Raw genomic sequence first — 20,795 nt, 5'->3', positions numbered from 1 at the left:
ATGGGACATGATCATGATCCAAACTTGAGTGGTTCAGATAAACTTATATTAGCCTTATTTGTGACACTTCTTTTTACAGTTGCTCTGCTTATGGTGGGGGGAGCATTTTTGTTTGGTTTTGCGGGTCTTTTTCAACTATTCAGTGTCCAATATGAAACAAAAGGTTCCTTGATTTATTTTATCGTTTTGTTGCTTCCATTAACCTTAATTTTTGAAATAGCCAGCATGTCTATCCTGATAAGAGTTTTACCTAAATTAAGAAAGAAGTGGATCGTTACTGTCTCACGATTTGTAATAACTTTTCTTTTCATTTGGATCCCAATGTGTTTGACTGATGAATGGTTAAAAGGAATCAATGTGCCGATTTATACAGAATTGGTTGCAACTACTTTATTACTAGTTTTAGATCGTTTAGTTGAAAAAAAAAATCTATGAACCAGGTTCTAGAACCAAAGTACTAAAAAAAAACCGTCTATTGCAACTGATAATCATTATCATATATAATTGAAAAAAAACAGAGAATGTTAATGAGGGGTAAACGTATGAACAGTATTATTCATCACATTTTAGAGGAAGGAGAAGAGCTTAAAGCACCTCCTTCCATTATTTATGTAGCGGCAAATTCAGCATCTGTTAAGATCAATCATTTGTCTCATGTACAAACTCTAGATGAAGGGAATGCGTATTGGTTGAAAAATAATTCCATTTTAACTCCTTCAAACAAATACTTAAAAATATATGTTATTCAAATGAATGATACTAAACAAGAAGAGATAAATTTTACCTCTTCAGATCCTTGTGTAATATGTCCCATATTAGATCAATTATTGGTTCTACAAAAAAGTAAGTCCTTTGTGGACCGGTGCCAGTTTCAAGTAAAACTTTGGGAATTAATCGGTCGCATGACAAAACCTCAACCTTTAGATGATATTGATCATACTATTAGCTATATTGACTGTAACACTCATCAACATTTCACTGTACAAGAGCTTGCTGATAAGGCTAGAATGACTCCGGTTTCTTTTGCAAGAGCTTTTAAAAAGAAAACAGGTGTTCCACCAAAAGAGTTTGTTCTTGATAAAAAAATAAAAAAAGCTAAAGAACTTATCTTTCAAAATAAAGAAATGAACATTAAAGATGTGGCGCTTCATATAGGTATTCAAGACGAGTTTTATTTTAGTCGCCTGTTTAAAAAGAGGGAAGGGATATCACCCTCTCTATACATAAAAAAAGTTCATGATTTAAAGAATATATAAGATTTGTCTATGTTAAAAGTGAAATTTGTGCATGGAAACTCATATTGATAATCGTTATCATTGAAAATGAATTTCTTTAAGAAATTCTTTTCTTTTTAGTTATAAATGATAATAGTTATCAATTATTAAGGAAAAAATTAGAAAGGGTGGCATTATGCATTCAGCTAAAAAAGTTGCAGAAAAAGCCTCCTACGAAGCCTTTATGAATTGTTATATTCGTGAGGTTGGAGATGAGAATTGGGTAAAGAAAAACGATTTACTTAAGCTGTTTAAACTACCCTACATATTTAATGGTGAAGAAGTATTAGAACTAGTACTTCCTTTACAACAAAAAAGATTACTTGTCGAAGTAAATTATCGCTCATTAGTAGGTAAGCATAAACTAGGAAGAGTCTACCATTTCGACGATAAAGAATCAGTATGGAAGGAAGAAGAACCTTTAAACTGCATGATTTCATGCATTCAAGAACTAAACTTGCAAGCTAAAAACAATAATTGCCATGAGATGACATCTCATTATGATGAACTTATATTACGGTTGATCGATAGCTACCATACCATTTGTACATATATGGAAAAATCATATTTTAAAAATAATGATAAGAGAGTAGAAGACTACCGTTTTTTAGAATCTGAGCAATCGCTTTTATTTGGTCATTGGTTGCATCCAACTCCAAAAAGTAGACAAGGGATGGCTACTTGGCAACATGATTTATATGCTCCCGAACTAAAAGGTTCCTTTCAGTTACATTTTTTTGAAGTAGACCAATCGATAGTGAAAGAAAGGATCTATGCTGGTGAAAATTCTTCATTAATCAAGGATGAGCTTCTAAAGAAAACTAAAGAAGGGAAATACCTTTACCCCATGCACCCTTTACAGTCTCAGTGGCTTCTGCAACAGGACTATGTACAAAAAGCAATGAAAGACAAATTACTAAATTATATAGGTCCAATGGGAGATACGTTTAGTGCCACGTCTTCCATAAGAACGGTTTACAACAAAGATACCAACTGGATGTACAAGTTTTCCATCCCTGTAAAAGTGACAAATTCCTTGAGAGTAAACAAAGTACATGAACTCAAAGCGGGAGTAGTTATGGCGGAATTGTTCGACAAGATAGACTTTTTACAAAGAAACGAATGTTTCCGTGTATTAAACGATCCGATTTCCTTTTCTCTTAACATCCCTGGAAAAAAAGAAAATGGTTTTGAAATTATTCTGCGATCGAATCCATTTAAAGAAGGGGAAGGGAAAGGGGTTCATTCCATTGCAGCATTGGTTCAAGACCCACTTCCGGGAGAAGAATCATTAATGGGTAGATTGGTTCGTAACATCGCTCGCACGTATCAATTAAACACCGAAGAAGCGAGTTTTCAATGGTTTCAAAAATATTGGCAATGCTCGGTTGAACCAATGATTTCATTGTATGATGAATTCGGATTGGCATTAGAGGCACACCAGCAAAACAGTTTGGTGGATGTATCAAAGGGGTTTCCTACTCATTATTTCTTTAGGGACAATCAAGGCTATTATTTATCAAATTCAAAGAAAGAAAAGCTTCAGAATTTGGTGGTTAACTTGAAGAATGCACCCGAACTATTCTTCGACGAAGAAATGATCCAGCATCGTTTTACCTATTATCTTTTTATTAACCATGTCTTTTCTATCATCTACAGAATGGGAGAGGATGGCTTGATTACGGAGGAAAAATTAGTTCAATGGATGATAATAGAATTAAAAAATCTTAAACAAAGTTTGTCCGGAGAAGGAAAAAGATTTGTTGATTTTATATTGAACAATAAGGTACTTCCTTGCAAAGCAAATCTTTTGACACGTTTTCATGACGTAGATGAACTTTTGACTGATATGGAACAAGCTGTCTATTCTTCCATTCCTAATCCATTTTACTTGATGCTTTCTATTGAAAAAAAGGAGAAACACTATGCCACAGCTAGTAGCGTCTAAAACGGAAAAAAGGGTAATCAAACAGCTGTTAGAGGCGATCATTTTTGAAAAATTGCTGCCTTATGAACTGATTAAGCAAGATTCTAAAACTCTTATCACTATATTGGGTAACAGTTTTCGTGTTCACTCAGAAGCAGTACAATCTTCATTTGGAAGAATTCGACTGTATGATTGTTCTATTGAAATAACAGACTTACATGGTCATCAAGTATCTGAACCAATAAAGAGGATTGTCTCGCAGCTATCAAATGATCAGAAAATACTAGATAACTTGATAGAAGAATTACACCAAACCATTCTGCTTGGAGATTGGAATGAGAAAAATCTAGGGCAACCATGCAGGCGTGGACTTTCCTATGAAAATATGGAGTCAGCGATCGTGGAAGGGCACCTCTACCATCCTTGTTTTAAGGCAAGAACTGGTTTTAGTACATACGATCATGCATTATATGGTCCAGAGGCGCGTCACTCCTTTCAGTTATGGTGGGTGGCTATTAAACGGGACTATGTAAGAATCGCCCTTCCATGCTCTGAAGAAGTTTTCTTGCGAGATGAAATAGGTGAAAAAACTTATTCATTACTCCTTGAACGTCTGAATTTGGCGGGAGGTACCATCAAAAACTACATGCTGTTTCCTGTTCATCCTTGGCAATGGAAGAACAAGATTCAGCAAGAAGTACAATTTCTCAGATCTGATGATCTTATCCCACTTGGACTTGCGGGTGACTTTTATCGCGCAACGCAATCTGTTAGAACATTGTTTAATGAGACCCATCCTGAAAAGGCACATATTAAATTGCCGTTAAACATGGTGAACACTTCATCATTAAGACTTATAGAACCTCATTCCGTTTGCACCGCTCCCAAGCTCTCCACCTGGTTAGCGAATTTGATAGAAGCTGATAGCTATCTTAATGAGAATCTTGCTATCTCGCAAGAATATGCCGGTATGGTGGCAATGGAGGAATTACCGAACCTTTCTGGTCACATAGCAGCTATCTGGAGGATTAGTCCTACTAGATCTCTAATGAATTTGGAAAGCGCGGTACCTATGAATGCGATGTCTTTACTAGAAGAAGACGGAAAACCATATATTTTGCCTTGGGTAGAGCATTACGGTAGGAAGAAGTGGGTGGAGCAATTTGTTAAAGTAACCGTTGTCCCAGTATGGCACCTGCTTGTATCAGAGGGTGTGGCTTTAGAAGCTCATGCTCAAAATATGATTCTTGTTCATGAAGAAGGCTGGCCTAAAAGAGTTATTTTGCGGGATTTCCATGAAAGCTTGGAATATGTGGATGATTTCTTGAAACAGCCTGAATTAGCGCCAAATTTCGCAGAACTGCATCCAAGCTACGAACATGCACCTAATGATGAATATTATTGGATGTCCTCGGTAGAAGGGTTAAGGGAACTGATTATGGATACGTTATTTGTATTTCATTTAAGTGAACTATCCTTCCTGCTGAGTCAACACATGGGATTTGCTGAAAAGGATTTCTGGAAAGAAGTTCGAAATGCCATACAAACTCATTTGCTACATAACCCTCCGTTACAGGAAAGAAGTAAACAACTTGGAGCAGACAATAAAGAAATTTTCACAGAGTCTCTTTTTACTAGAAAAGTTGGAATGGATAAAAGAGAATATCGTCATCCTGTATACAACAGTTTATTTAATGAAGGGAAGTTATAATAGATGTTTTTTATCAACGACAAGTATTTTTCAAAGAATGATTTAAGAAAACAATTTGAACACTTTGATCAAATGTATGTGCTTCGTGATTGCAGAAAAAAAAGAATCGCAGTGTGTACAAAAAATGTCTTTGAGGGATTGGCACTTTGTTTATATTTAAGAGAAAAGGGCGGATCTGTTGTACCTATTCATGCTGCTACACCAAGAGATGCAGCAATACGAATTGCTCACAAAAGCTCTAGTCATATTCTGATGTACGATACTTTCCAAGCTCCTATTTTAATGATTAATGACAGGGAAGAAAAGCAAGGTGTACTAGTCCAAATGAGCTCCGGCACAACTGGTGAACCAAAATGCTTAGAACGTCCATGGGAAGACATTCAGGAAGAGATAGAAAACTATAATGAGCGTTTGCCAGTGGATAAAGAAACTGTACCAATGATTGCTTGCCCTATCTCCCATTCATACGGCTTTATAAGTGGGGTGCTTACATCTTTAGAGCGAGATATAACTCCTATCATTCTTAGTAACCTCAACCCTAAATATGTTTTAAAGAAACTAATGGAAACGCCAAACCATATTTTATATGCTTCGCCGGCATTTTTACATACCTTAACCAAGCTCTCACCTCAAGATTTTTCCTTTCAATATGTCATGACATCTGGGATGTTGATGTCTGCTGTATGTCTTGAAGATCTGAAAAGAAAATCTAATCGAGTTTTACAACAATACGGGTGTTCAGAAGCTGGGTGCATTACCATCAACCCTGATGTACAGAGTCCAAGTGAAATGGGATTTCCGCTGGGACATTTTACAGTTAGAGCTGGAAAAGATATGGACCAACCCCAAGAGGTGATACTGCATGGAAGTTCGAAATCTATCCATACGAATGATATAGGTTATTTTAATGAAGCAGGTTCTCTATGCCTCTTTGGAAGAATGGATGACATGATTAATGTAGCGGGACTCAATGTGTATCCACACGAGGTAGAAGAAATAATTCTGAAGGAACCGAACATCCAAGAAGTGGTTGCTTATAAAAAACCAGACGCATATGCAGGGGAGAGAGTATGTGTTCAGTTTGTGGCTTCAACATTTGTCGAAGAGTCCCAGTTAAGGAATTGGTGCGTGAAACAATTGGCCCCACATCAAGTTCCTGTTGAATTTATTCAGGTTGAAAAAATTCCAACACTGCCAAATGGAAAGATAAGCAGAAAGCTAGTAGGAGAGATGATGGGATGAAAGAGTGTTTAAGCAGAGAAGAGCTGTATGATGCTGTTTATGATATTTTAAAAGATAAATTAACTATACCAACATGGAAATCTTTTAAGGAGAGCGCAAGATTGAATGAAGATCTCTACATGGATTCCATTATGATATTACAGCTTATTTTACATGTAGAATTGGATTTGGGTTTAAGCATCCCAGATGACATGCTTGTGCCTAAAGACTTCCATACCGTTGAATCATTATTGAATTTATTGGAAAAATTGAGTTCTGAAAAATCCAAAGAAAAGGAGGGGCAAGTATGATTAAAGTTCATTGTTTTGTAAGTTGTGTATGTGAAGTAATTAAAAAAACGGAAGGCGTGGACCATCGCCCCTTTTACTTTGGAGTATGGGATGCTGATTTTGATGTTACAAAGGATGGTACTTTAAGCTACCATTCAGAAAATATTAATCACGACTTTTTTAAAACTTGGTATGAAATGCTTTATGGTATAAAAATTCACCGATGGTATGACGAGTCAAAACCAAAATCTGATAATGTGGTGACGTTGCTTGAATTGATGAAAAATAAGCCAAGTTACCGCTCCATTATGGTGATGCTTGACCTTTCCATGCTTCCTGAACGGGAAAATAAGTTTCATCAAAGTCCATTCCCACATTATGTCATGTTAGAGGAAACAGAGGTTCGAGATGAATGGTTTATGTTTGATCCCGATTTTAGATGGGAAGGAAGATTGTCTAAACAAAAAATAATAGATGCTATTATGGTTCCTGCAGTAAAGGGCGGATATTATTTTGACGCGGAGAATATTAATCCAACTAGCCCTGAAACCATAGAGGCTTATTTTCAAACATGTATGAAAGAAAATGAAAATCCTATGTCAGAAGCAATCCGCCAAATTGTAGACTTATTTTCAAAAGGCACTGAAAAGCATAGAAGAACAGAACTTTCGGATGCCCTTAAGCAAATACCAGTCTTGGCAATCAGAAAATATGCTTATGAACATGCCTTCGCATTCTTCTGGGAGGCTAACGGCTACACAGAGGAATGGTTTGAAGAGTGGTGCGACGAAATAGAGAAGCTTGTAAAAGGGTTTACTGCCATACAATATCGCGCAATGAAATATGCGATGACTGGGGATGTAAACGTGTTAAAAGATATTCATTTGAAATTAACTGAACAAGAAAAACTGGAATATTCCATTAAGGGCGGACTAAAAGATTGTTTTCAAGCCTGGATGGTTTCGAATCAATCCAAAGTACTAGCTTGAAGGAGGTAATGAATATGAACCTATCTTTATGTACCATCTCATTTCGCCACCATCTCCATTCCATGAAGGAGATAGCAGAATGGGCACAGTTAAACTATTTTCAAGGTATAGAAATATGGGGCATTCATGCTAAGCATTTGAAAGATGACCCTCACTATCATAGTGATTGGTTGGCATCGTACAACCTACATACAAGTATGTTAAGCGACTATCTTCCTCTTCACTTGTCAGATAAGGAACTTCTTCGTGCGACAATGGAATTGAGCGAGCTTGGGCACCGTTGGGGAACGCAAAAGTTAAGGACGTTTGCCGGGCAGCAGGCAAGTGCATCGTTGAACAAACAAGAGCGTAAATCGATAGTAGATAAGCTCAAAATGATTTGTAAGGAGTTAGAAAAAGAGAATCAGTTTCTCCTTTTAGAAACACATCCCAATACTTTGACAGACACGGTACCCTCTACTTTACAACTCTTGGAGGAAGTAAATCACCCTGCGTTAAAAATTAACTTTGATGTATTACATATATGGGAATCGGGAGCAAATCCAATAGAAGCTTTACTAAATCTGGAACCATTTATCAAGCACTTTCATTTTAAAAATATTTCATCTAAAAGCAAGCTAGATGTGTTCAATCCGAACAACGTATATGCTGCAGCAGGCTCAAGAGAAGGAATGACGCCTCTCTTTGAAGGAATTCTTAATTATGAGGAAATTGTTAAAACAGCTTCCTGCTTGACAGAGGTTGAAGCTTCTTTAGAATGGTTTGGTCGCAATGTAAAAGAAGTGCTCGAGAAAGATGCTAGAAAAATCATGCAAATAACGAAAGAGATTAATAGTTTGAATGTGAGCTAAACACAAATTAATATAAAATTTACGATACTGTAAACTAGCCTTAATAGAACCTTCATTCCTCCTTTACTTTGCCTTGTTAACCTAAGAAAGTAGCAAAAATGCTCAAGGAGGAAAGATCATGTTTAAAAAAGTAGCAAGTGTTGCAGTCGCAGCAGGATTAGTAATCTCAGGTGTACAAGTAAGTGTAGGAACGGATATAGCGGAAGCAAAAAAGGAAGATACCAAAATAGAACAGAAACAGGGTAAAGTCAAAAATGTCATTTATATGATTCCAGATGGATACAATGCGGGTTATGCAACAAACTACAGATGGTATAAAGGAGAAGAATCTTCCTTCGATCAACATGTAAAAGGGTTGATCCAGACGCATTCAGCAGACACAGAAGTAACGGATTCTGCAGCAGCAGGTACCGCGATGGCAACTGGAGTAAAGACAAATAATGGCATGGTGGGCGTGACTCCTGATGGGAAAGAAGTAGATTCCATTTTAGATGCCGCAGAATCATCCAAGAAATCTACCGGACTAGTAGCAACATCTACTATTACTCATGCTACTCCAGCAGTGTTTGGAGCTAGTGTCGCTTCCCGTTCGGATGAAGCTTCTATTGCCCCACAATATTTTGATAACGGCGTTGATGTCATTCTTGGCGGTGGAAGAGACTACTTTGTTAGTAAAGAAAATGGTGGAAAACAACCTAAAGGCGACTTGATTGAGCAAGCAAAGAAAAATGGCTATCAATATGCTTCAAACAAAGAAGAGTTGGAAAATGCAGAAGGAGATAAGTTACTAGGTTTGTTTGCAAACAATGCGATGTCTCCTGAGATGCACCGTGACGAAACGGATGAACCAAGCTTGGCTGAAATGACCAATACAGCAATTGATGCATTAAGTAAAAATAAAAAAGGTTTCTTTTTAATGGTAGAAGGTTCTCAAATTGATTGGGCAGGACATGCTCATGACCCAGCATGGGCTATGACTGATTCCGAAGCATTTGACAAAGCGGTAGAAGCGGCTTTAGAATTTGCTGAAGAAGATGGAAATACATTAGTCGTTGTAGCAGGGGACCATGAAACAGGTGGAATGTCCGTTGGATCAAACGGTGAATATGACTTAAAAATGGATGTCCTAGATAGCGTAACAGCAACAGGTGACAAAATGGCAAGCGAACTTAATACCGATAAAAGTAATATTAAAGAAGTGGTAAAAAAGTATACTTCCTTTGATTTAACAGAAGAAGAAGTGGAGAGAATCAAAAAGGCAGAAAAACCTTCAATTGCAATTAATGAAGTAGTAAGTGACCGTGCTCTTATCGGGTGGACAACTACTGCACATACAGGAACTGACTTACCGGTTTATGCCTATGGTCCGCAATCAGATAAATTCAGCGGTTTATTAGATAACACCGACCTTCCTAAATTAATGGCAAAAGCAATGAAAATTAAGTTTAATAACTAACATGCAACCCCTTTTCTTGTTAAAGAAAGGGGGTTTTTTGATCAGAAAATTGAGCGGGGATTAAAAATCCTGTACACTTATAAAACAAACATAATAGAAAAGGTGCTATTTATAAATGAAAAATATCATAATTATTGGGGCGGGGATTCTTGGGTCATCCACCGCGTATCATTTAGCAAAAGCAGGCGAAAATGTCACGGTCATTGACCGTTTTGATAAAGGTCAGGCAACAGATGCCGCAGCAGGAATTATCTGTCCTTGGATATCGCAGCGTCGTAATAAAGCCTGGTATAACATGGTCAAAAACGGTGCGAGGTATTATACAACTCTCATTGATCAGCTAGAAAATGATGGAGAAACAGAAACGGGATATAACCGTGTTGGGGCAATTAGCTTACATAATGATAAAGAAAAACTCGAGAAAATGGCCGAAAGAGCCATTAAAAGACGAGAAGAAGCTCCTGAAATTGGCGAGGTGACAATTTTAAGTGCAGAAAAAACGAAAGAACTCTTTCCAGTTTTGTCAGATGGTTTTGGCTCCGTCCACATTTCCGGAGGAGCAAAGGTAAATGGACGCTCCCTTCGCAACGCTCTTAAAAATGGTGCTAAAAAGCATGGGGCTAAGTTTATTGATGGCGATGCTTGCCTTAATGTCAAAGATAACCAGGTGACAGGTGTAAGTTTTGGAGAACAGAGAGTAGAAGCAGACTTAATTATTGTGACGGGTGGTGCCTGGTCACAGGAACTATTTCAAGAATTGGGAATGAAATTTAATGTGGTCCCTCAAAAGGCACAAATTGTTCACATCGAGATTGAAACGAAACATACGAAAGATTGGCCAGTCGTTATGCCGCCAAATAATCAGTACATCCTTAGTTTTGATGATGGTAGAATTGTGGTAGGGGCAACCCATGAAGACAATGCAGGTTTTGATACAAGGGTTACTGCAAGTGGCATGAATGAGATCTTAAGTAAGGCATTAGAAATTGCTCCAGGTTTATCAAATGGGACCATAATGGAAACTAGAGTAGGATTTCGTCCGTTTACACCAGATTTTCTTCCGGTGATTGGCAAGCTACCAAAGCATGATAATGTTTTCATTTGCAATGGTCTTGGAGCATCAGGTCTAACAAGCGGACCTTTTTTAGGAGCAGAATTAGCTAGGCTAGCCATGGGACAACAAACGGTTCTTGATATAAGTAACTATGATGTAGCAGGAGCCATTCAATTTCTTGGATAAAAACAATTATAGCTATTATCCATTCGTTGTGTTACCATGAATTTCTACTGAAAAAGAGGACGTGAACAACAATGATAAAAATAACTATACCTAATCCAAGTGTCTCCATTACGGAACGCCAGCAGATTCGCACAAATGATGAACCAATTATTACACCAATCAATGGCTTTATTGATTTTCATAAAATCCCACGAGATCAAGGCGGGATTTTTATGTTCTTTAATATCAATGAAGATTTGTTGTTTGTCGGAAAAGCGAGAAAGCTTCGACAACGAATTAAAAAACATTTTGAGGACACTGTTTCTCCAATAAAAAATAACCGCGATGAAGTATATCGTATAGACGTGTGTATCGTAGAAGACCCTATGGAAAGAGAAATATATGAAACATACATCGCTAACACACTTCAAGCAAAGTATAATGTTGAAAAAGTTTTCTATAAATGATGACTCGAGTTCAAAAGTTCTAAGGCCGTTCTCCTAAATGGAGAACGGCTTTTCATTTTTCCTAAATCTGCACATTCTCGCAATATATTTCTCGAATTTTGCTAGATTAATGGTAAAATTATTGGTATGACAACATTTGGAATAGTTATAAGGGAGGAAAAGGAATGAACAGTAATCTTAATAAACCAAAAGGGTTCGGAGAGATTCTAGATCAGACGTTTAAAATTAGTAAATACAAGTTTAAGGATTTCTTCTTCATTTTATTACTTTTAGTTGGTCCCATTTACCTTCTGCAAGCAATTATTGAAATGGCGACTGGAAAAAGCTTTGTTAGACAAGAAGGCGTCGGGGGAGCTTGGTATGAAGAGATCATAAGTAATCTTGAAGTGACGGAAGAAGCCTCTTTATCTTCTAATCTTGCAGCGGACCTTGGCATGTTATTTGTTTCATTATTAGTATTATTTACATATCCTGTCGCTCAAGCTGCAATCATATTTGGCGTTAATCACATATACCAGAATCGAGAGTTTACTGTCAGTAAAATAGTCAAACAAGCATTTGGACGATTTTTCCCATTAATTGGTTCCTCTCTGTTATATGTACTTATAGCGTTTGGTATCATTTTCGGATTCACAATGGTAGGGATATTCACTTCGGTTTTTGTCTTTGCAATCGATCCGATTGCAGGAGTCATTGTTTCCATCGTAATGACGGTGAGTTTTTTGCTCATTGGCGCATTTCTCCTTACAAAATGGAGTTTCTTCTTCGGCTCTGTAGTGTTGGATAAAAACTCTCCGGGTTTATCAAGAAGCTGGAATTTATCTAAAGGTAGAACATTTAAGTTGATTGGTTTATACATCATTTTCTTTCTGATAACTACCGCCATAGGAGTAGCGATAGAATTATCGTTCTCAGTCTTCCTTGGGAGCAGTGTACTTCTTGGATTAATTGTTAATTTTAGCACTCTTTTTACAACACTCATTATGGCAGTCGGGTACGCTGTCATGTATCTGGATTTGAAAGTTCGTCATGATGCAGATGACTTGAGAGAACTTATTGATGATTATCATATTGGATAAACCCGGATTCCTTTAGAAAAGGACAGGTGATATAACGTGCTTACAGAACCAAAAGCAAGAGAACAACTGGCAGAGATTCTAGATCAACAGGAATATCAAGCATTTTATACTGATTCAAGAAATACCTTGCAAATTTGGTGGGATGAATTAAAAGCATGGCTCGCAGATTTACTCTCACGACTTTTCCCTTCCATGGAAAATACAAGCGGAACAGCAGGGAATATAATGATTCTTGTCATCATTCTTGTAATTGTAATATTAGCGGCTTGGATCATTACTTACCTTGCAAAAAATAAACGAAATAGTCGTAATAGTAGAATGAAGCCTTTTCAATCAGGGGAAGAGCTAGAATGGTCTTTTCACCAACATGTGGCGGAGGCAAAGAAATACGAAGAAATGGAAGACTATTCACTTGCTACTAGACATCTATTTTTGGGTTTATTACTCAACTTTCATGAGCGGAATTGGCTCGTAGCAAAAATATGGAAAACAAATTGGGAGTATTATGAGGAATTACGAAGAGAACAGAGAAATTTAGCTGATTTTTTCTTTCATTTTGCACTTTTATTCGACAAAGGTACTTATGGTAAACAAAAAATTGGAAAAGACGACTATTTATCTTACCGTGATACTGCATTGAAATGGATCAATGATACAAATCAAGATCTATAAAAGGAAGGAGGGTGGGACTTGAACGGAATTACCACAAAGAAAAAAGGATGGATATGGTTTGGAATTTTACTCATTCTGTTTGTAATCTGCTCCTACTTTGTTTTATCCCAAAAACCGGAAGAATTCTCACCATATGACTCAGAATCTCCTTCACCTACGGGTTTGAAAGCTTTTTACAGCTATCTGGAAAACGAAATAGGGATGGTGAATAGATGGGAACAATCCCCCAAATTCTTACCTGATAATGAAAATGGACAGGTATTGGTGATGGTTGAACCATACTTTACTCCTGATACAAAAACGATGGAATCTTATATGGATTTCTTAGAAAGAGGAAATACCATTCTTTTATTTAAGAATAATCCAAAAGGATTTTTTGATATTCGTACAACCTTTGTTGAGTCAATGTTTCCTGAGCAAACCATCAATGATACTAGTCCAATCAACTTTGTAGGAGATATTCATTCTCCTGTAAGGATAGAGCCAGCAGGTGAAGATGAAATACTTTACTCCGATGAACTCGGTGATGTAGCGGTTAAACGGAAGTATGAAGATGGAACACTCATCGTAGCATTGACGCCTTACTGGCTAACAAATCAAGAAATTCTAAAAAAAGATCATCTCCTTCTTGTACTTAGTCTTATTCAAGAAGAAGGGTTAAATAATGACACAATTATTCTCTTCGATGAGTACAACCACGGGGATACCGGGACATCTTCTTTAAATGTCTACCAAGATTGGTTCTTGTTGTTACTCTTCCAGGGATTGCTAGTGTCAATTTTACTTCTTTGGAAACAAGGCAAAAGATTCGGTCCTATAGTACAGCCTCGTGAGGAAACAGTCAGGTATAGTGATGAAAGTCTTCGAGCTTTAGCTGCATGGTACGTAAAAGGAAATGCATATCATGATTCTCTAAGCAATCAGGCGGAATATGTAAAATATCTACTGCAAGAAAGATGGGGTATTCCATATAACAGGGATTGGAAAGAGTGTGGAGTCTTCCTGCATAAAAAATGGAAAACAAAAGAAGATGGAAAAATAGATTTGTTTACTTATCAATTAACACAGATGTTAGAAAAAAAGAAAATAACAAAACAAGAATATCTTGAATGGTCCAAACAATTAGATACCTTAAGGAAAGAGGTGGAAGAGGGATGAAAGTAGAATTAACATCTCTTCTTGAGAAATACGAGGAAAGAATACTAGGTCAACATTTGAATTTGAAACTTTTACTTTCTTCCGTACTGGCAGGCGGCCACGTTTTATTAGAAGGAGTGCCTGGCACCGGGAAAACGCAAATGGTACGAACCCTTGCAAGCCTGTTGGGCGGTAAGTTCAACCGGATTCAATTTACCCCAGATCTTTTACCGAGTGATATTACAGGAAGTTCTATTTACAATATGAAAGAAGGAAGCTTTGAAACATTGAAGGGACCTATTTTCAGTAACATACTCCTTGCAGATGAGATTAATAGAACCCCTGCAAAAACGCAGGCTGCTCTGTTAGAGGCGATGGAAGAGAAACAGGTTACGATTCATGGTGAGACATATCCATTAGCAGATGTGTTTTTTGTGGTTGCCACTCAAAATCCAATTGAATTTGAAGGAACATATCCGCTACCTGAAGCACAGCAAGACCGCTTTCTTTTCAAGCTGCGTATTGATTTTCCTAGCTTGGAAGAAGAAACGGCAGTACTAAAACAAGTAATGGAAAATAAGTTTACTCAAACCGATACCAAGCCAGTATTAGATATGGAAACTTTCCTAAACATTAGAAAAGAGATCCAGCAAGTTACTCTAAGTGAAAGTATCCTCGATTATGTCATGCAAATCGTCCGTAACACTCGTGAGTCAGATTCAATCAGATTCGGAGCTAGCACTCGCGCTGGAATATCTATCGGGAAAGCGGCACAGGCATGGGCTTACTTAAGCAACCGTAACTATGTAACTCCTGATGATATTAAAATGGTGACAAAACCCGCGCTTCGTCACCGGATTCAATTATCTCCTCATATGGAATTGGAGGGAGCGACTGTTGAACAAATCATTGAAGAACTTGTGGGGTCGATTCCTGTTCCGAGATAAAGGCATTCTTCCAACTAGTAGACTAGTTCTCTTACTTTCTGTACTTTCTTTTGTTTTTATTCTATTGAGTTTTTTTGTAAACATTTCATGGCCAATAATCTTTCTAATGAATGTATTTGTTATTCTTTTTAGTTTGGTGGACCTTCTACTTACACCAAATAAAAAAGTACTTAGTATGACGAGAATTATACCTAGCGAGATGGAAAGAGGGATTAGTTATTCCGTTAACATTGTGGTGGAGAATCCAACAGAACTTGATATGAAGGTAGAAATGAAAGATGGTATCCCTCAGTCCTTTTCTCGCACGTTTCCTTTTACCGGTATGGTAGAAAAAAACACTAGAAAGCAATTTACCTATCACACCATTGCGCCTGTTAGAGGTGAGTATCATGTTTCACAACTATATTTACGCTATCAAAGTAGGATTGGCCTTTGGCAAAAGCAAATGATTTTTGCAAAAGAAGATACAATTAAAGTCATTCCAGATATGACGGAAACCAAACAGTACTTGGAGAGTGCCCAAAAATTTCTGATACATGAAGGAGTAACTATTAGAAAGCAGAAAAGTGGCGTTGGGGAATTTTCTAAAATTCGTTCTTATGTGGTAGGGGATGATCCTAGGAAAATAAACTGGCGTCAAACAGCAAAATTGCAGGAAGTCATGACAAATGAGTATGAACCAGAGCACGGAAAATACATCACCATACTTATTGATTGTGGAAGAATGATGGGGGCAGAACTAAAAATAGGCAACCGTTTGGAGCGATCATTAGAAGCAGCCTTGACGGTGGCTGCAGCAGCATTGCAAAAAGGGGATTATGTCGCGGTACTTGCTTTTTCCAAAAAGGTAAAGGCATATGTCCCCCCTGCAAAAGGGTTGCCTCACTTGCAAACCATCCTGAAAACTATTTATAACGTTCAAGTCGATGCAGCAGAATCCAACTATGCTGAAGTCTTTCAATACTTACAGCTTGTTCAAAAGAAGCGAAGCCTTATCCTATTATTTAGCGACGTTAAAACATTTCTGCATGAAGAAAGCGCCCTTATTTACCTTAAGAGGGTAAGGCAAAGGCATCTCTTTTTCATGATAGGAGTTGAAGACGAGGTATTGGGAAAAAGAGCAGCAAACCCTGTAACGTCTTTAGAAGAAACGATGATTAAAGGGGTTGCCCAGCAACAACTTTTAACGAAGAAACGGGAGAAAGCAAGGTGGGAAAAGCAAGGCCTCTTGATGATGGAGGCCCGTGAAGAGCGGCTTGCTACAACCGCTGTATCCTATTATATTGATACCATGAACAGAGGATTATTGTAACTGGGCTTTACGAAGCTTAAGACTGCCTAAAGTAACATAAAGTATTAATCCCATAACAGTCAATCCAGCAACCAAATACTTGGCTTCCAACGATATGGCAGCAGGGGTAATGAATCCTTCAATTATCCCTGCTATAATAAACAAAGGAATCGTTCCAAGTAACAATTGCACAGATCGTTTAGCATTCCACTTCAACTGATAGCCCCGCGAATATTCACCAGGTACAAAAAGCTTGTACCCCATTAGTAAACCAGCGCCGCCGGCAATGAAAATCGCTGTCAGTTCAATCATCCCATGTGGAACAATATAAGCCCAAAACTCGTATGTTTTATCATAATGCCAAAAAAGGGCAGCGATCGCGCCTACAATAATTCCATTGTAGATTAATACATAAACAGTCAACAATCCAAAGGTTATCCCGCCGGCAAATGCAAGGATGGCCACTTGAATATTATTGGTCAGAATACTTGCAGACATGACAGGGGCATCCACCATCCCGTCACTGTCACCAAGTTTTTCGGGGTCAAAGTTTTGTGCCATATCTCCTGGTAGAATGGAATACAAATAAAGTGGGTCATACAGAACAGCAAAATAACTTCCAAGTCCACCAATTGTAAAAAGAAGCATAGCTATCAACACAAACTTCCATTGTTCGAAAAGGAGTCCAATAAACTTATGACCAAAAAAGTCGCTTGCTTGCTTCCAACTTGTTATCTGATCTTTGTATAAAAGATTATGAGACTTGGATACAAGACCATTCAAGTAAGATGTGACTTCTTCTCCAGGAAAATAAGTTTGACTATAAGATAAGTGCTGTGCCGCCTTTTGGTAAAGACTGTGGAATCGCTCAAGGTTCTTTCCGGTAATATTCTTTCGCTTATGTATATCAGATGCTAGATTTTCTAGCTCCTTCCACTGGCCGCGGTGTTGTTTAATAAATTGTTTGACATTCATCTTTTACACCTCGTGTCTCATTTTCATCTATCTTCTATATTATAGTAATATTATAGATAAATAGAAACACCCTAAAGTTAAATTTATCCATAGAAAGTGGGAATCATCTTGAAGACAGAACAAGTGGATATCAAAACTCCCGAATATGTATCTTTACAGTTTCACGCAGCAGGCTTAGGCAGCCGCGCAGCAGCCTTTATTCTTGACACCATCTTGTTGATTATCATCAACATTCTCATTCTACTTGCACTTGTTTTCGGCTTGAATGCAAGTATATTTGAGTACGTTGAAACGGACATGCCCTCTTATATGTTTGCAGTAGTCATCATTCTAATTTTTTTATTAAATTGGAGCTATTACTTCTTGCTTGAATATTTTACAGGCGGCAGAACAGTTGGCAAAAAGATGCTTGGCATACGTGTCATTCAAGAAAATGGCCACAGTATTACCTTGCTATCCAGTTTACTCCGCAACTTTCTACGAATTATTGATATGTTACCTGCGAATTATCTAGTTGGGATATTGATGATTTTCTTTCACTCTAAGCACAAACGCTTAGGGGACCTTGTTGCAGGTACTATTGTTGTCCATGAAAGAAGAGGAAAGAAGAAAAAGAAAGTTTCCAAGCTGGACAAACGTATGGCAGAAAAGGGTCTCAGTTTGGACGGGGGCCTAGTAGAAGAATGGGCTTTGAAATCCCTTGGAGCTAAAGAGTGGAAGCTTTTGAAGACATACGCAGAGCGTTTGGATACTTTAACTAACGATGACCGCATCGTTTTGACTCGAAAAATGGCTGATATCTTGTTTCCGAAAATAGGGCTAGATCCCTCTACTAAACATTATGATGAATTAGAAGATATGCTGCTGGTTTTGTATTTGCAGATGAAGGAAGAGTGGGAGTATGAGTTGTAGAGGGGGGGGCTTGATTGGCAGCATTGACTTTGGGAAAAAGAATAGCATGAGGTGGGTGGCCACTGAAAAAGTCTTGATTTTAGTATTTTAATACACACCGCTGTTGATTTCCGCAAATGGCTTCGCTTTCCTAGGGGCTGACGTGAGCCTCCTTCGGCTACGCCTGCGGGGTCTCCACCTAGCGCTAGCTCCCTCAGGACAAGGAAGGCTTCGACAGCGATTCATCGCACGAAGAAAATGCGTAGCATTTTCGAGGAGTCTTCGCCTTTTGCTCCAATCAACAGCTAGGAATCATAAAAACTTTACGTTATCAGTTTTTCAGTGGCCTCGGAGGCGGGTGGGTGGATTTTACCTAAAAGAGAGAGAATACCCTGTTAACATACTATTTTTACAGGCTATTGAGAGACGCATTGATGAAGATCACCCCTCGGTGCCGCGAGTAAAGGAATTGATAGCCAAGCAATTTAAAGGCCATAAAGGCGAAAGTGCCATTGACTACCCCTTAAGCATCCTTCCTAATCAAGACTATCACATTCTCCATTCCGTCAGTTTACAATTCCAAAATCAAAATTTCCATATTGATACGTTACTCCTGTCGGCTAACTTCATATCCCTATTAGAAGTGAAAAATATGGGTGGGACCATTTATTTTGACAGGAAATTCAATCAGCTGACTCAGACCTACATGGGCAATGTGAAATATTATCAGTGTCCGATAATACAGGTCAGTAATCAAGAAAGGCTGCTAAAGCAATGGATTGAACAGTTTGATATTCCATCACTACCACTTACCTCATTCGTAGTCATCTCCAATCCTTCTTGCATGATTCAAGTCGATCCCAAAGATAAATCAACAAACCAAATAGTCATTCATGGTCATTATCTCCCCACAAAAATCGAACAACAACAAACAATCTCCAATAAACAGATTCTTTCCACTAAAGAAATTCATAACCTTGCGCGCACCATTATGAAGCACCATAAAGTTAAACCAACCCTCACTTTAAAACAGTTAAACATTAACCCAAGTGAACTTTTATTAGGTGTACTATGTTCAAACTGCCTGGCTATCCCAATGCAAAGGACTCATTCTTATTGACGTTGTCCTAAGTGCAACAATAAATCAAAAGACGCACATATACCGGCGTTAAGAGATTATTGTTTATTATTCAAAGAGACAATTTCCAATATAGAGGCTAGAGAGTTTCTAAGTGTACCATCTACTAATGTAATGAAAAGGATCCTAAAATCCATGGGACTTCAAACTGTTGGAAACACCAAGTCGATAAAATACAATCTATATACACTTATCAATTTGACATCCCCATCCAACCACGATATAATTATCTCGAATTCAAGATAAATTGCATCAAAATAAAGGGGAGATCCTTATGATAAACGGTTTAAAAGGTATTCATCACGTAACAGCAATAACCAGCAGCGCTGAAAAGAATTACGAATTTTTCACATATGTACTTGGTATGAGGCTAGTAAAAAAGACAGTTAATCAAGATGATATACAAACTTACCATCTATTTTTCGCAGATGACTCAGGAAGTCCGGGAACAGATATGACATTCTTTGATTTCCCTGGTATTCCAAAAGGAAACCATGGAACTAATGAAATTTCCAAGACAGGCTTCAGAGTGCCATCCGACAAAGCATTAACATATTGGGTGGACCGTTTTGACCGTCTAAAGGTAAAGCATGAAGGCATTAAAGAACAGTTTGGGACCAAGACCCTGTCATTTGTAGACTTTGATGACCAACAGTATCAGTTAGTTTCCGATGAAAACAATAAAGGGGTGGAGCCGGGTACGCCATGGCAGAATGGGCCCATTCCTTTAGAATATGCCATCACAGGACTAGGACCTCTTCACATTCGTGTAGCTAATTTTGACTTCTTTAAGGAAGTATTAGAGAAAGTCTTACTTTTTAAAGAAATAGATCAAATTGGTAACACATATTTATTTGAGGTAGGAGAAGGAGGCAATGGTGCCCGACTGGTTGTAGAACATAATGACACACTTCCTCAAGCGCAGCAAGGATTCGGTACCGTTCACCATGCGGCATTCCGAGTAGACAATCGAGCTGTCATTGATGAGTGGGATGCAAGATTGAAAGGGTTTGGCTTTAACACATCAGGACATGTGGATCGTTATTTCTTTGAATCGTTATACGCACGAGTTGCGCCTCAGATTTTATTTGAGTTCGCAACGGACGGCCCAGGATTCATGGGGGATGAGCCGTATGAAACATTAGGAGAGAAACTCTCTTTGCCTCCGTTCCTTGAACCGAAACGCGAGCAAATTGAAAAGCTTGTCAGACCAATTGATACTGTAAGAAGTACAAAAGAATTTACAAAAGAATAATCTTT

At 37.9% G+C, this 20,795-nt stretch carries 20 protein-coding genes; 19 read left to right on the top strand and 1 reads right to left on the bottom strand.

The features are described 5' to 3' along the window. The 16 genes from AAV98_RS01100 to AAV98_RS01025 all read left to right on the top strand — a co-directional run bounded on the left by AAV98_RS01100 (position 1) and on the right by AAV98_RS01025 (position 16,552). Positions 1–435: a YrvL family regulatory protein gene (locus tag AAV98_RS01100; protein ID WP_060663706.1), complete on the top strand. Its 435-nt coding sequence runs from the start codon at positions 1–3 to the stop codon at positions 433–435. A 107-nt stretch (positions 436–542) separates the two neighbouring features. Beyond that, positions 543–1,256 (top strand): helix-turn-helix domain-containing protein, encoded by a 714-nt coding sequence (locus AAV98_RS01095; RefSeq protein ID WP_082380712.1) that lies wholly within the window; start codon positions 543–545, stop codon positions 1,254–1,256. Positions 1,257–1,410: 154 nt separating this feature from the next. Then, entirely contained in the window at positions 1,411–3,222 is a 1,812-nt protein-coding gene (locus AAV98_RS01090) for an IucA/IucC family protein (protein WP_231687668.1), read from the top strand. After that, positions 3,200–4,912 carry an IucA/IucC family protein gene (locus tag AAV98_RS01085; protein ID WP_060663704.1) on the top strand — a complete coding sequence of 571 codons (1,713 nt, stop codon included), beginning with the start codon at positions 3,200–3,202 and terminating at the stop codon, positions 4,910–4,912. Before AAV98_RS01090 ends, AAV98_RS01085 begins: the two co-directional genes overlap by 23 nt. A gap of 3 nt (positions 4,913–4,915) precedes the next feature. Next, positions 4,916–6,154, top strand: a complete 1,239-nt coding sequence (locus AAV98_RS01080; protein WP_060663703.1) for an AMP-binding protein — start codon at positions 4,916–4,918, stop codon at positions 6,152–6,154. Beyond that, a complete protein-coding gene (gene asbD / locus AAV98_RS01075) occupies positions 6,151–6,444 on the top strand; it encodes a petrobactin biosynthesis protein AsbD (RefSeq protein ID WP_060663702.1) in 294 nt (97 codons plus the stop codon). Before AAV98_RS01080 ends, asbD begins: the two co-directional genes overlap by 4 nt. Then, positions 6,441–7,412 carry a DUF6005 family protein gene (locus AAV98_RS01070; RefSeq protein ID WP_060663701.1) on the top strand — a complete coding sequence of 324 codons (972 nt, stop codon included), beginning with the start codon at positions 6,441–6,443 and terminating at the stop codon, positions 7,410–7,412. Before asbD ends, AAV98_RS01070 begins: the two co-directional genes overlap by 4 nt. A 14-nt stretch (positions 7,413–7,426) precedes the next feature. Beyond that, positions 7,427–8,263 (top strand): sugar phosphate isomerase/epimerase family protein, encoded by an 837-nt coding sequence (locus tag AAV98_RS01065; protein WP_060663700.1) that lies wholly within the window; start codon positions 7,427–7,429, stop codon positions 8,261–8,263. Between the two features lie 118 nt (positions 8,264–8,381). Further along, positions 8,382–9,719: an alkaline phosphatase gene (locus tag AAV98_RS01060; protein WP_060663699.1), complete on the top strand. Its 1,338-nt coding sequence runs from the start codon at positions 8,382–8,384 to the stop codon at positions 9,717–9,719. A gap of 115 nt (positions 9,720–9,834) precedes the next feature. Continuing rightward, on the top strand, positions 9,835–10,959 hold the full coding sequence (locus tag AAV98_RS01055) for an NAD(P)/FAD-dependent oxidoreductase (protein ID WP_060663698.1): 1,125 nt from the start codon (positions 9,835–9,837) through the stop codon (positions 10,957–10,959). 71 nt (positions 10,960–11,030) lie between these two features. After that, the gene (locus tag AAV98_RS01050) at positions 11,031–11,405 is read left to right on the top strand and encodes a nucleotide excision repair endonuclease (RefSeq protein ID WP_060663697.1); all 375 of its coding nucleotides are present in this window, start codon (positions 11,031–11,033) and stop codon (positions 11,403–11,405) included. Between the two features lie 164 nt (positions 11,406–11,569). Next, positions 11,570–12,484: a hypothetical protein gene (locus AAV98_RS01045; RefSeq protein ID WP_060663696.1), complete on the top strand. Its 915-nt coding sequence runs from the start codon at positions 11,570–11,572 to the stop codon at positions 12,482–12,484. Between the two features lie 36 nt (positions 12,485–12,520). Further along, complete coding sequence (locus AAV98_RS01040) at positions 12,521–13,156, top strand: hypothetical protein (RefSeq protein WP_060663695.1); 636 nt, start codon at positions 12,521–12,523, stop codon at positions 13,154–13,156. Positions 13,157–13,174: 18 nt separating this feature from the next. Beyond that, the gene (locus AAV98_RS01035; protein ID WP_060663694.1) at positions 13,175–14,314 is read left to right on the top strand and encodes a DUF4350 domain-containing protein; all 1,140 of its coding nucleotides are present in this window, start codon (positions 13,175–13,177) and stop codon (positions 14,312–14,314) included. Continuing rightward, a complete protein-coding gene (locus tag AAV98_RS01030) occupies positions 14,311–15,240 on the top strand; it encodes an AAA family ATPase (RefSeq protein WP_060663693.1) in 930 nt (309 codons plus the stop codon). The genes AAV98_RS01035 and AAV98_RS01030 overlap by 4 nt, the downstream gene beginning before the upstream one ends. Then, complete coding sequence (locus AAV98_RS01025) at positions 15,191–16,552, top strand: DUF58 domain-containing protein (RefSeq protein WP_060663692.1); 1,362 nt, start codon at positions 15,191–15,193, stop codon at positions 16,550–16,552. Before AAV98_RS01030 ends, AAV98_RS01025 begins: the two co-directional genes overlap by 50 nt. On the opposite strand, the gene AAV98_RS01020 is transcribed toward AAV98_RS01025, so the two are convergent. After that, positions 16,544–17,506 (bottom strand): stage II sporulation protein M, encoded by a 963-nt coding sequence (locus AAV98_RS01020; protein ID WP_060663691.1) that lies wholly within the window; start codon positions 17,504–17,506, stop codon positions 16,544–16,546. The genes AAV98_RS01025 and AAV98_RS01020 overlap by 9 nt on opposite strands. Positions 17,507–17,614: 108 nt before the next feature. On the opposite strand from AAV98_RS01020, the gene AAV98_RS01015 reads away from it, so the two are divergent. From AAV98_RS01015 to AAV98_RS01005, 3 genes are all read left to right on the top strand, one after another. Next, positions 17,615–18,418, top strand: coding sequence for an RDD family protein (locus AAV98_RS01015; RefSeq protein ID WP_060663690.1), 804 nt, complete (start codon positions 17,615–17,617; stop codon positions 18,416–18,418). 337 nt (positions 18,419–18,755) lie between these two features. Continuing rightward, positions 18,756–19,517, top strand: coding sequence for a nuclease-related domain-containing protein (locus AAV98_RS01010; protein ID WP_197284195.1), 762 nt, complete (start codon positions 18,756–18,758; stop codon positions 19,515–19,517). A gap of 295 nt (positions 19,518–19,812) precedes the next feature. After that, on the top strand, positions 19,813–20,790 hold the full coding sequence (locus AAV98_RS01005; RefSeq protein WP_060663995.1) for a ring-cleaving dioxygenase: 978 nt from the start codon (positions 19,813–19,815) through the stop codon (positions 20,788–20,790). The last annotated feature ends 5 nt before the right edge of the window (positions 20,791–20,795 follow it).

Source organism: Bacillus sp. CHD6a (assembly GCF_001293645.1).
GTDB lineage: Bacteria > Bacillota > Bacilli > Bacillales > Bacillaceae_I > Sutcliffiella_A.
The sequence above is the reverse complement of the archived record's forward strand: the minus strand, read 5'-3'. Positions and strand labels throughout refer to the sequence as shown.